The organism is Paraburkholderia sp. RL17-383-BIF-A, assembly GCF_046028015.1.
In the GTDB taxonomy this organism is placed as follows: Bacteria; Pseudomonadota; Gammaproteobacteria; order Burkholderiales; family Burkholderiaceae; genus Paraburkholderia.
In genome coordinates, this window is sequence record NZ_JARESR010000010.1 from 1 (window position 1) to 12,141 (window position 12,141).

Sequence of the window (12,141 nt, forward strand, 5' to 3'; positions counted from 1 at the left end):
CGTTATTTCGTTTTGGATGTCTCTACACGGCACGGCAACCTCTGCCTCGAAGAATAAGATACAGCGGATGCCGCAGGTGTTCTTCCTGGGCCTTCGTCCGGCGTTGCTGTTCCTAGATGCACCACCAGAGATATGGATCGGCCACCGCCGCAGTTGCCAGCGAAAGTCGGACGTCAACCAACGTGCAGCGGCCCAAAACTTAAGGCAGATGCTCGCGTAGTTCTCCTTTCGAATGGTCTGGTTCATAAAGCGTAGGCGATACCAGAAATGAAGTAGATAGAAAAAGCGAAAGGCGCCCGGAGGCGCCTTGTTTTCAACCTGCTATCTGCACGCCGAGTCTGACTTCAAGAGTAAGCGGCTCACGTGGGCCGTTCGTCCACGCGCGTGCACGTGAGGCATGATGGTGATCTGGACTTGGACTGTCAGGTAGCAGGTGTCGGCGAACTGGCTGGCGTGTGCAGCTTGTCGGCCACGCGCCACGGCAGAAGCTCGTCGACGCGATTGATTTTATGGTCAGCGATGTGAGTGAGCACATAGTCCAGATAGGCGCGCGGATCGATGTCGTTCAGTGCGCAAGTCCCGATCAGCGCGTACATTGCGGCGGCCCGTTCACCGCCGCTGTCGGAACCGGCAAACAGGAAATTCTTCCGCCCCAGGCTTACACAACGCAACGCGTTTTCCGCGATATTATTGTCGATCTCGAGCGTGCCGTCTTCGCAATATAGCGTCAGAGCGCGCCACTGGTTAAGCGAGTAGTTGATCGCCTTGGCAGTGTCGGACTTCGACGACAACGTTTCGAGCTTGGCCTTGAGCCACACTTCATAGATTTGAAGCAGTGGCCTGGCTTTCTCCTGCCGTATTCGTAGCCGTTCGGCCGCAGGTTTGCCGCGAATGGAGGCCTCGATGTCGTATAGCGCGCCAATGTATTCAAGTGCTTTTTGCGTCGTGTCGGACGGCGTGCGCACGTGGATGTCGTAGAACTTTCTCCTCGCGTGAGCATGACATGCCGCTTCCAGTACGGAGCCACCCAGGAACAGCTCATCGAAGCCCGCGTAAGCGTCCGCTTGCAGGGTCCCCCTGAAGCCGGCGAGATGAGTCTGAGGGTGGATGCCCTGTCTGTTCGGCGAGTATGCGAACCATACCGCAGCGGGTTGCGTCGACCCCGAGCGACGATCGTCGCGCACATAGACCCATAGCCGACCGGTGCGGGTCTTCCTGTTGCCCGGTGAGAGCACCGGGATCGGCGTGTCGTCCGCATGCAGCTTGGCGGCCGACACCGTATAGCGGCGCAGCGCCTCAATCAGCGGCGCGCACAACGCTTCGCATTGACCGACCCAGCGACCCATGCTGGCCCGGTCGAGCGTCACGCCGTCGCGCGCCGCAATCGCCGATTGCCGATACAACGGCTGGTGGTCTGCGTATTTCGAAACGAGGATATCCGCCAGCAAGCTTGGATGGGCGATGCTCCGCTCGATCGGAAGGCCGGGCATCGGCGGCTGCCTGATGGTGCTGCAGCATGGGCAAACGAATTTGCGCCGGATCGTGCGAACGACCTTGAACGCCGCTACGACCCGGGCGAGTTGCTCAGACACGTCCTCACCGAGCAGCTGCATCTGTTGACCGCAGTCCGGGCAACTCGATTCGGGCTCGCGCACATGATCCTCACGCGCGAGGTGCGCAGCCAGTGCTTGCCTCGAAGCCGCTTCGTCCGTCGTTGCATTGGAGGAGGAAGCGTTTGCGCCTCGAGCTTGCGCACGCTCCACGTCTGCAACGCCGCGTCCGGCGGCCAGATCCTCGAGTTGGGTCTCGAGGGTCTCGATCTGCCGCTGCAACTGCTCGGACTTGCGGCCGAACTGCATGCGCCGAAGTTTGTCGATCTGTGCCTTAAGCTGCTCGATCTCGACATCGCGTTCAGCAAGCAGACTACGGGCCTCGACCAGCAAGGCCTTCAACAATTCGACATCGTCTGGAAGATCGGCGCCGTTCGACATACGCCGTAGTTTACGAGTCCGCGGCGCGGTTTACAACATCGATAACGCGGCGGTACGACGGGGCTGTCGCCAATCGATGCCCTCGAGAAGCATCGACAGTTGTGCTGAACTCAGATGGACCTTCCCGCCGTCGGCCTGGGGCCAGATAAAACGGCCCCGCTCAAGCCGCTTCGCGAGAAGCCAGATTCCGTCCTCCGTTGCCCAGAGGATTTTTACGAGGTCGCCCCGGCGGCCCCGGAAGATGTAGACGTTGCCTCCCAGCGGATTCTCTTCAAGCGCCGTTTGTACCTTTGCGGCCAGTCCCTGGAACCCACATCGCATATCGGTCACGCCTGCAGCGATCCAGATGCGCGTACCAACCGGCAGAGACATCATGATCGCAGACTACCCAGCACGGTACGCAGCATGTCAGCGTCGACCAGGCCGTCTACCTTAACCACCGCACGGCCGATGCGGATCTCGATCGTGCCCCCAGGAGACGCCGGCTTCATATCTGGCGCTTGAGGAACCGCCGAAGATGACGCAACGACCTGCGTCAGCGCGTCACTCAGCAGTACGACCGGGAGGAGGCTGGTAGACGGAGCTTGCTGCTCGGCAAGATATCGCCGCCGCCAGGTGTACAACATGTTCGCGTTGATGCCATTCTCACGGGCCAGTCTCGCGACCGAGACGCCCGGCTCACACGCTGCTGCCGCCAGCCGATCCCGAAGCTCCCGTGGGTAATTCGGACGGCCTGCTCGACTTCCATGCTTCTTCTCTGGAGACTCTGACAAAGTGGTGTCCATCAAATCGGAAATGATGGACATCACTTTGCTGTGTATCGCAGCAACCACCTACGACGGTGGGGACGAGCCGCTTACCTTCAAGACGCGCGCGTTGCCGGCGCCACGCTATGCAACGCTGGCGCGGCAGCCGGCTGATACTCCGGCACCCAGCGCCGCAGATCGCGGCGCACTTCCTGGTCGCCCGGCACACGATGTTGCATCAGCCATGGAAGCAGTTCGTCGAGAAGATTATCGGGCGCCTCGCGCGCCTGCGCGATGCGCAGCTTCGGATGCGGTGTGCGCGTGGTTGCCTCATCGTCGGCGAGCAGCTCTTCGTAGAGCTTCTCGCCAGGGCGCAGCCCCGTAAAGACAATGCGGATATGTTCCTCGCTGAAGCCATACAACCTGATCAGGTCGCGCGCCAGATCGACGATCTTGACCGGCTCGCCCATATCGAGAATGAAGATCTCGCCGCCATGCCCCATGCTCGAAGCTTGCAGCACGAGTTGCGACGCTTCCGGGATCGTCATGAAAAAGCGCGTGATCTCCGGATGGGTAACAGTGACCGGCCCACCCTTCGCGATCTGCTGTTGAAACTTGGGAATCACGCTGCCCGCACTACCGAGCACATTACCGAAGCGCACGGTTTCGAACTGCGTGCGCGTGCTGGCCTGTTGCAACGCCTGGCAAGCCATTTCGGCGAGACGCTTGCTCGCGCCCATTACATTGGTGGGGTTCACTGCCTTGTCCGTGGAAATCAGCACGAAGTGCTTCACGTCGTGGCGTATCGCTGCGCGTGCGACACGGTAAGTGCCCAGCACGTTGTTGCGCACCGCCTGCCAAGCATTCAGCTCCTCCATCAGCGGCACGTGCTTGTACGCCGCCGCGTGAAAGAGAATGTGCGGCGTGTAGCGCGACAGCACCTGGTCCAGCAGCAAGGAATCTTTGGCGTCGCCGATCACGGGAACCACGGAGAGCTTCGGAAAACGCTCATGCAACTCTTCCGTGAGACGGTACATCGCGTATTCGGACAGATCGAACGCGATCAACTGCGCGGGTTCAAAGCGCAAAATCTGGCGGCACAACTCCGAGCCAATCGAGCCGCCCGCGCCGGTCACCATCACCACGCGACCGCTCAACAGCGCCTCCACGTGCGGCATGTCGATCCGCACCGGTTCGCGCCCTAGCAGATCTTCGAGATCGATCTGGCGAACCCGCGACAGGAACGCTTCGCCTTGCGTTAGCGTGGTCAACGCGGGCAGCACCATGGCGCGCACGCCGGCCCGCACGCACAGCGTTGCCACACGCCGCTGCGCATCCACCGACGCCGAAGGTATCGCGATGATCGCGTGCTCGACCTTCATATCCGTGGCCCAGTGCTGCAGGTCGCTAATGGGCCCCCATACCTTATAGCCGTAAATTTCACGGCCCTGCTTGGCCGGGTCGTCATCGAGCAGGCCCACGAGGCGCCATTCGCTCGAACGCGACAGTTCGCGGGCTAAGTTCGCGCCGGCGTTGCCCGCGCCGAGCACGACGACGGGTTTGCCCTGTCCGACAAGGCCGCCATAGAGATAGAACTCTTTCGACGCGCGATAGAGCGCGCGCGAACCGCCCATGGCGAGGAACAGCAGAAGCGGAGAAACGGAGAGCACGGAGCGCGGAATGATTGGATACGGCTGCGCCATGACGGCCACCATCATCATTGTGAATGCTCCGGTCAGCACGGCCTTCGCGATGCGCATCAGGTCCGGCAAGCTCGCAAAGACCCACATGCCCCGGTACAGTCCGAAGATGCGGAACATCACTCCGTAAACGGGGAGGGCCCAAACCAGGGTTCGGACAGCGCCGGACCAGAATTCGGTCGGAACGTAGCCATTGAAACGGATAAGATATGCCGCGAGCCAAGCGCCCGCGACCGCGCACAGGTCGAAGGCGAAGGCGCTAAATGATAGCCATGAGGCTTTGTGTCGAAACATCGGCGTCACACCTCAGGTTGTTCGGAATCTGCTATCCGGAATCGACGCCAGCGTGAATCGACTCCGATACCAATCAATACCAGCACGATCACCCAAGCGGCAACGCTACACCATTGAACGGCTAAAGGCCAGCCAAGCAGACTTACAGCAAGTACTATACCAGCCGCCATTACCGCGTACCACAGCAGGGCGGTCTTCGAATGCCCGAGCCCGTACTGGACCATGCGCTGGTAGTAGTGTTCGCGGTGTGCCTGCCAGATTTTCTCGCCGCGCAAAAGCCGTCGCAGGAGCGTGACCGACGCGTCGCCGATAAACGGCGCAAACACCAGCGCCGGAAACCAGATCGGCCAGACGCCCTCGCTCCAGCCCCAATAGCCGAAAGCGCCAGCCAGAAAGCCGAGCGGAATCGATCCGGCATCGCCGAGGAATATTTTTGCGGGATGAAAGTTGAAGATCAGAAACCCCGCGGCGGCCCCCGCCGCGGCGGCCGAAGCGAGGCTCAGTTCCGGCGAGGGATGGACGGCGATCGCGGCGCCGACCGCGTAGCCCGCGAAGCCGAACAGCGTCATGCCACCCGCCAGGCCGTCCGCGCCGTCCATGAAATTGTAAAGGTTGACGAGCCATAGCAGTAAAAATGACAGGCCTGCCAGCAGCCAGAGCGGCGCGGCCGCCGGGTGCGCCCAGACGAAGACGGCCACGGCGGCGAGGTGTGCCGCGAACCTGACCCGGGCGGGCAGTCCGCGCCGGTCGTCGACTTGCGAGACGGCGGCCAGCAAAGCGGCGCATAGCGCGGCAAGCCAGAGGTGCGGCGCGACCATCAGCGTCGCCACGACCACTACCGGAACGATGCCCCAGCCGCCGACGCGCGGCGTAGGCCGGGTGTGCAGCGAGCGGTCGTTGGGAATGTCGGTGGCAAGACGCCAGGCGAGGCCGGTTCTGAGCAGCGTCCACAGGATCGCCGCGCAGACGCAGGCGCAGCCGAACGCAATCAGGATCACGGTCGTCCAGTTCGGCAACGTGGAAAGGGACATCAGCATGCGCGCCTCAATGCGTGGATCGGTACCAGCGGGCTGTCGCGGCCAGCCCTTCATCGGTGGAATGGGGGGCCTGCCAGTCCAATACCGCGTGAATGCGCGCCGTATCCAGCCGCAAGGAACCCACCAGACGGTCCACCTGCGCCGTGCGGCCGCTCACGCGGCCGGCGAAGTGCAACCAGCTCGCGGGCACCGGCAACAAGCGGGCAGGTTTCTGCAGATGCCGCCCTAGGGAACGCGCGAGTTCCGTCACGGTGAGGGTGTCGCTATCGGCCACGTGGAACACCTGACCCGCGGCGCGGGGGTCGGTCGCGCAATGCATCAAGGCGTCAGCCAGGTTGTCGAGGTAGACCAGGCTGCGGCGCGCGTCGATCGCGCCGAGCGGCAGCGGCACGCCCTTCCAGATGGCGTCCATCAGCCACAGGAAGTTGGCGCGGACCCGCGGACCATAAACCAGCGGGAAGCGCACGATCACCACCTCCAGGCCACTTTCCTCGCCGAAGCGCGTCAGTGCCAGTTCGGCGGCAAGCTTCGAGCGCCCGTAGGCATCCTGCGGCGTCGGCGGGTCGTCTTCGCGTAATGGGCGACCTGCGTCGCCTTCGGCCAGCGCCTTGACGCTACTGGCGAATACAAAGCGGCGCGCGCCATGACGCCGCGCGGCCTTCGCCACGCGTAACGCGCCCTCGACGTTGGTGGCGTAAAACGCGGCGTCGGGATCGGCCGCGGTGTCGCGCATCACATGCACGCGTGCCGCCAGATGAACGACACAGTCGACCGGAAGCTCAGCGGGCCAGTTGGCGTCGATGCCGGCGAAATCCGCCTCGGTCTCCACCCACTCTGTAACGCCCTGCTGGAGTTGCCCCGCCTGCCGTACTAGTCCGCAGACCATATGGTCCGAACGCATCAGCACGCGGCACAGCGCTTCGCCGACGAATCCGTTGGCGCCCGTCACCAGCACGCGGCTCATAGCCATTTCCAGCCAAAACGATTGAAGAACTTATATGCGGACAACATGAACATTCGAATGTGAGCCGAACCTTTGCGTGCCGCTCCCCCGCCATGGTGCAGCGCGCGTACGGCAGGTACATAGACGACGCGCGTCACGTCATGAGCTCGAAGGCTTAAATCGTAGTCCTCGAAATAGAGAAAATAGCGGGCGTCGAAGCCCTTCAACTGTTTCAGCACGTGCGTGCGAAACAGCATGAAGCAGCCGCTGACAATAGGCGGATCCCAAGCGATGTCGCAGTCGTTGATCTGATCGCGCATCTCGTATCTGGCGAGACGACGCGCGAACAAGCCACGCAGCGGTGCAGGCAAAAAACCGCGCAGCAACAAATCGAAAAGCGCCGGGTAACGCCGGCAAAGAAATTGCTGCCGGCCGTGTTCGTCGCCAATCCACGGCGCGAGCAGACCCGCGTCGGCGTGCGAGTCGAGAAAATCGAGCGCCTCTCTCAACGCTTGCGGATCCTGGTCGATGTCGGGATTCAGGACAAGATGGTAGCGGCTCGCGCTGCGATCGATCGCCAAATTATGACCTCGACCGTAGCCGACATTGCCGTGTCCGCTCAGGATCGTGCAGGCCACCCGCCGGTTGCGCAATGCTTCAAGCGCGGCGCTTACGTCCGGCAAGCCGCCGTTATCAACCAGGCAGAGTTCGACGGGAAGGCCGGGCCGGCTTGCGTGCAGGATTTCGCAAGCGACTGAAAGACTGGCGAGCGTGCTCGCCAATTGCGCACGGTCTGGACGATAAACAACGACGGAGATGGACAAGCCTTCAATTTCAGGACGCGACGCGCTTGGATTCATGTGGTCTGGGAAACAGCGTGCCTTAGGGATGACATCTTTACGTTTTGGGCAACAAACAGGCAGTGTGCTCAAATCCGGTCAATTCGGCAACGAGCTTTGCTTATTGTTACTGGTGAAAGCAGACATCCGAACCGCATTGAGACATTTTTCGCGCGCCAACCTCAACGCACGTGCTCGAATTCTACAAAAACGAAGTTTCTTTTAGCTGACTTTTACCGCCCCCGTTTGACGCCTCCCATGCATGGACGCCGTGCGCATTTTTTTTGCATCGTGCAACCCGATGCCGAACAGCGCCCGCGTATGGGCGACCGCCAGGTCAAGACTTTGGGTCGCCAAGGAGGTCAGAGGCACTCGGGCGTCTGGTATATTCGTGCTTTATTGAGAATGCGGGCCTGCCTCGCTACGTACCTGGCGACCTGTCTGCGTGACGTGCGGTCGGCAACCGAGGATGTACGGACCATGATGCTTGACCAATTGCTTCGCCGCGGGAATAACAACGCCGACCTGCTTCGCCTGATCGCCGCGGCCGCAGTAATTTGGGGGCACTCCTATGCACTGGTTCCCGAACCCGGTGTTGAAGAGCCCCTTCGTGGCATTCTTGGGTTCGACTACTCCGGCTCATTGGCAGTCAAGTTCTTCTTCTTTCTAAGCGGCATTCTGGTTACCAATAGCTGGCTTACGAAACCCAGTGCAATCCGATTCGCGTCGGCGCGCATTTTCCGCATATTCCCGCTTTTAATAGTCAGCGCTATCGCAACGATCGTGATTATGGGGCCAGCGCTGACATCGATGCCGGCATCTGAGTATTTCCATCACCGCGGCGAGTTGATGCAGGTGCTTACGCACCCCTATATCGACTACAGGCTGCCAGGCTTGTTTGACCACGCGTTATTTCCGCAGGCAAACGGTTCGATCTGGACGATCAAGTATGAACTGATGCTTTATGCCACACTCATGGGCGCCGGCATGTGTGGGCTGTTTCGTTTCCGGCGGTCCGCCACAGCGGTTCTCTTGACGGTTATTCTCGTCAGTCTGATCTGGCCGGAATACATCACGACGATAGGTTTGCCCAACGTCAACAAGGGCGGGCAACTCCCGGCATTTTTTGCATTCGGTTCGCTGCTTGCGCTTTACAAGAGCCACGTACGAATCGATGCGCGGATGTGTATCGGGTTGGGAATTCTCGCCCTCGCGGTCAGGCACGGTCCTGCATTCGAGTTTGCGTTCTTACCGGCTTTTTTTATCGGTGCATTGTGGGTGATGTCTCTGGACGCTGTGAAATCCATTCGCCTTCCAGGAGACTTTTCCTACGGAGTCTATGTGTTCGGGTGGCCATTACAAAATACCTTCGCCAACCTTTTTCCAGGATCTGGAATACATGGAAACCAAGTGATGACATTTGCATGCGCTTTGTTTCTTGCGATTATATCGTGGTTCCTGGTTGAAAAGCCATGTATTGCGTTGGGTCATAAAGTCCCCGACCTTTTAATGCGAAAAAGGCAAGACGTTAAAGTAGAAGACCGCAAAGCGACGTATATGCAGTAGTTCCGGAAGCGTTTGTGATTGCAACCGAAGACGCCGCGCGATGGTGCCTGCGCTCCATTAGCCAAGGGGCCGACGGTTGGTTGCGGGACGCCCAATCAGTAATGCGCGTGGACGGTTCTTTTGCGCAAGGGCCATCCGGTCAAAGGGTCGCCCGTTTCGAGTCCCGCGACAACTAAAAGCGCATCTCATGGCCACGGCGATCCGCCGGGCCGTCCGTATCGGGCCGGGCCACAACAAGGCCAGCATATCCTGAGAACGCAAGGCGTCTATTTCATACGCCGATCAGACAGATCGAGCAACGTGGCAGCCGTTCGCGAGGATCGGTCGTCCTTGCCTCTTTATTGATTCGTTCGCCGACCGCGTATTCGCTTGCGCCCCCGTTACTATCTTCACCCCTCCACCATTGAGGATGTGGCCAGGCGAAGTTGAACGCCCTGTGCACCACGCCCTCTTTGGCCGGTCCTGACCCGCATGCCGCGAGTCGGCGTCAGGACCGCCGCGAGACTCCTCGCTGAAGTCGCGCAAAAAGCGTTCGCCTCAGCCGCGCATCTAGCTGCCTACGCCGGCCTTGCCGCGGTCACCCGACACTCGGGCTCGTCCATCCGCAGCGAAAATCCGTCCCGGCGGGGTGACAAGGGGCTCAAGAGAGCGCTGTTCCTCTCTGCCTTCGGTGCCCTGCGTGACCCAATCTCGAGGGACTACTACGCGCGCAAGGTCCAGCAGGCTAACGCCACAATCAGGCGCTCATCGCTCTTGCCCGACGACGCTGCGACGTGCTGTTCACCATGCTGCCGGACGGCACCCTCTACCAACCAAAATCCACCCCTAATGCTTGACGAATCACATAGCCCCCCCCGGCTATCAACTGGCGCCCGAAGCAAGTCAATGACGAGCCGAGTATGTAATGAAATATTACAAAAACTTTGCGCCCCCCCCTGAAAACGGTAAACTACCAAAATGACCACTAGCGCCTCCTCCAGCACTGACTTTTCATTACGGGGCTGCGCGTCGTGACCGCAAGCTTTTCGCATGGTTGCACATTTCGGCTCAATGGCCGCTCCGGCTCGGGCAAGTCTACGATAGGTCGCGCACTGCTCACCAGCCTACGCGAACGAAACATCTATGCCGTTGTTCTGGAAGGCGATGAACTACGAACAGGGTTAAACTCTAACCTTGGATACAATGCAGCCGACCGGACCGATAACTTGCGCCGGATCGAACATGTAGCGAATCTATTTCTGCAGCAAGGGTTTGTCACTATTATCGTCACAATTTCACCCGAACAGAAACACCGTGACGTTTCTCGCCAAATTCTTCGGCGGAGGTTCATCGAAGTCTTTGTGGATATCTCACTCAAGATATTCGAGGCACGAGACGCCAGAGGCTCATACAAACGAGCCCGCAGCGGGGACATTCCCGGTTTTACCGGGGTCGCGGCCTCCATGAAATACTGCTGAACCCGGATATTTCGCTCGAAACACAAGCGCTGAGCGTAGACGAATGCGTCCAGACAATTATCGATTTTTTCGAGCGGAATATCGCTCGCGACGTTATTAAATTAAATGGAAAGAAGATCTATTTCTGAAGAAGCGCGCGACACGACGCTGGTTGTCGTCCTTGGAATGCACCGGAGCGGCACCAGCGCCATTACCCGCGCCATGGAGACCATGGGGGCCGACTTTGGCTCGCGCCTCATGCCCGCGGTAGCCGGGGTCAACGACAAAGGTTTCTTTGAAGACCTGGATATCGTTGCAATCAATATGGAAATCATGGCTGCGGCATGAACGGATTGGCATGCACTGGCGCCAGTCGAACTTGACACAATCAGTCCACAACAACTCGATCAGTTGCAAACAAAAGCTCTCGCGATACTACGCGAAAAGTGCACTGCAAAAACGTTTGCGCTCAAGGATCCGCGTATAGCACGGCTACTGCCGTTTTGGCAACCCGTGTTTGCTTGCCTCGGTATGCGTGTGGTGTATGTCATCGCCATCAGAAATCCGATCAGCGTTGCTCAATCACTAGCGAGGCGAAATCAGTTCCCCGAAGCCAAGACTTATTTGCTCTGGCTTGCGCACATGCTGCCGGCACTGACGATGACCCGCGACAGCGAGCGCGTGCTTGTTGACTACGACAAGCTCCTAGATTCTCCGGTCGAAGAGCTCACCCGCATCTCGGCAAAGCTAGCCCTCCCGTTGAACCCGAAAAGCGTGGCAGAGTTTGAACAGGAATTTCTCGACAACGAGCTTCGACATACACGATACGCGTCGCAGGATCTAAATCTGATTCGCTCGGCTCCACGGCAAGTCAAGGAACTATTTGCGGCAGCAGAGAGCGCCTGTCGCGATGATGACCGAAGCACTCCCGCGCTTGATGTTTCGATTGCGAGCGCTCAACGATATCTCGACGATATCGCGCCTTTGCTCCGATTTGAGTGGCAAGTTGATCTGCAGGTCCAGCAGTTCCACAGGACACACGCGGAATCCGGCGCTCAGATTCGACGGCTCGACGACGCGTTGACCGAACGCAGCGGTCAGCTTGGGGACGCGGAGCGTGCCCTGGCGGACCGCAACCGCAAGATCGAAGAATTGGACTCCGCGCTTGTCAATCGCAACCAGCAGCTTGAAGGTTTGGAAAATGCCTTGGCAGAACGAAGCCGGCAGCTTGAGAGCCTGAATAACGCCTTGGAAGATCGAAACCGACGAATCCGGGAACTGGAGAATGCACTGCATGACCTGAATGCAACTCATGCGCAGCTCGAACACCTTTCCGGCGAACATCGTTCTCAGCAGGAAATTATCCATTCTCTCGAACAAACCCTCGCTGCGCAGGGAACGGAGCTATCGCGCTGCGCAGAAATAATCAAGCAAACTCGCGAGTCGACATCCTGGCGCGTGACAGCGCCTCTCAGGGCACTGCGCAAGAGCTTATCAGCGCGCAAAGCGTGATTTTCAGACAGACTCGCACATCATGGAGGGGAGTTGGCCGTCCCCGGACACCCCCTTCACTTCGCTGCCCTCCTATG

General features: G+C 59.6%; 12 protein-coding genes and 1 pseudogene. 6 read left to right on the plus strand and 7 right to left on the minus strand.

Translation table 11 applies throughout. The annotated features are described in order from the left end of the window. On the plus strand, window positions 1–220 hold a 220-nt coding region (locus P0D71_RS13880; RefSeq protein WP_408480522.1), incomplete at its 5' end, for a hypothetical protein. Between the two features lie 202 nt (window positions 221–422). On the opposite strand, the gene tnpC is transcribed toward P0D71_RS13880, so the two are convergent. The 7 genes from tnpC to P0D71_RS13915 are packed head-to-tail and all read right to left on the minus strand — an operon-like array spanning window position 423 to window position 7,571. Continuing rightward, window positions 423–1,991, minus strand: coding sequence for an IS66 family transposase (gene tnpC, locus P0D71_RS13885; RefSeq protein WP_408480524.1), 1,569 nt, complete (start codon window positions 1,989–1,991; stop codon window positions 423–425). A gap of 30 nt (window positions 1,992–2,021) precedes the next feature. Further along, on the minus strand, window positions 2,022–2,366 hold the full coding sequence (gene tnpB, locus P0D71_RS13890; RefSeq protein ID WP_408320361.1) for an IS66 family insertion sequence element accessory protein TnpB: 345 nt from the start codon (window positions 2,364–2,366) through the stop codon (window positions 2,022–2,024). Next, the gene (gene tnpA / locus P0D71_RS13895) at window positions 2,363–2,797 is read right to left on the minus strand and encodes an IS66-like element accessory protein TnpA (protein ID WP_408480526.1); all 435 of its coding nucleotides are present in this window, start codon (window positions 2,795–2,797) and stop codon (window positions 2,363–2,365) included. The genes tnpB and tnpA overlap by 4 nt, the downstream gene beginning before the upstream one ends. A gap of 56 nt (window positions 2,798–2,853) precedes the next feature. Continuing rightward, complete coding sequence (locus P0D71_RS13900) at window positions 2,854–4,731, minus strand: polysaccharide biosynthesis protein (protein WP_408480528.1); 1,878 nt, start codon at window positions 4,729–4,731, stop codon at window positions 2,854–2,856. A gap of 5 nt (window positions 4,732–4,736) precedes the next feature. Then, on the minus strand, window positions 4,737–5,768 hold the full coding sequence (locus tag P0D71_RS13905) for an MraY family glycosyltransferase (protein WP_408303677.1): 1,032 nt from the start codon (window positions 5,766–5,768) through the stop codon (window positions 4,737–4,739). A gap of 7 nt (window positions 5,769–5,775) precedes the next feature. Beyond that, entirely contained in the window at window positions 5,776–6,732 is a 957-nt protein-coding gene (locus tag P0D71_RS13910; protein WP_408480530.1) for a UDP-glucose 4-epimerase family protein, read from the minus strand. Continuing rightward, window positions 6,729–7,571 carry a glycosyltransferase gene (locus tag P0D71_RS13915; protein WP_408480741.1) on the minus strand — a complete coding sequence of 281 codons (843 nt, stop codon included), beginning with the start codon at window positions 7,569–7,571 and terminating at the stop codon, window positions 6,729–6,731. Before P0D71_RS13915 ends, P0D71_RS13910 begins: the two co-directional genes overlap by 4 nt. Window positions 7,572–8,030: 459 nt before the next feature. On the opposite strand from P0D71_RS13915, the gene P0D71_RS13920 reads away from it, so the two are divergent. The 5 genes and pseudogenes from P0D71_RS13920 to P0D71_RS13940 all read left to right on the plus strand — a co-directional run bounded on the left by P0D71_RS13920 (window position 8,031) and on the right by P0D71_RS13940 (window position 12,064). Further along, complete coding sequence (locus P0D71_RS13920; protein WP_408480532.1) at window positions 8,031–9,116, plus strand: acyltransferase family protein; 1,086 nt, start codon at window positions 8,031–8,033, stop codon at window positions 9,114–9,116. 447 nt (window positions 9,117–9,563) lie between these two features. Continuing rightward, window positions 9,564–9,952, plus strand: a pseudogene (locus P0D71_RS13925) (transposase); the annotation flags it as partial. A 174-nt stretch (window positions 9,953–10,126) separates the two neighbouring features. After that, window positions 10,127–10,573 carry an adenylyl-sulfate kinase gene (gene cysC, locus P0D71_RS13930; protein ID WP_408480534.1) on the plus strand — a complete coding sequence of 149 codons (447 nt, stop codon included), beginning with the start codon at window positions 10,127–10,129 and terminating at the stop codon, window positions 10,571–10,573. 105 nt (window positions 10,574–10,678) lie between these two features. Then, on the plus strand, window positions 10,679–10,900 hold the full coding sequence (locus P0D71_RS13935) for a sulfotransferase family protein (RefSeq protein ID WP_408480536.1): 222 nt from the start codon (window positions 10,679–10,681) through the stop codon (window positions 10,898–10,900). Window positions 10,901–11,089: 189 nt separating this feature from the next. Next, a complete protein-coding gene (locus tag P0D71_RS13940) occupies window positions 11,090–12,064 on the plus strand; it encodes a sulfotransferase family protein (RefSeq protein WP_408480538.1) in 975 nt (324 codons plus the stop codon). Window positions 12,065–12,141 lie beyond the last annotated feature (77 nt).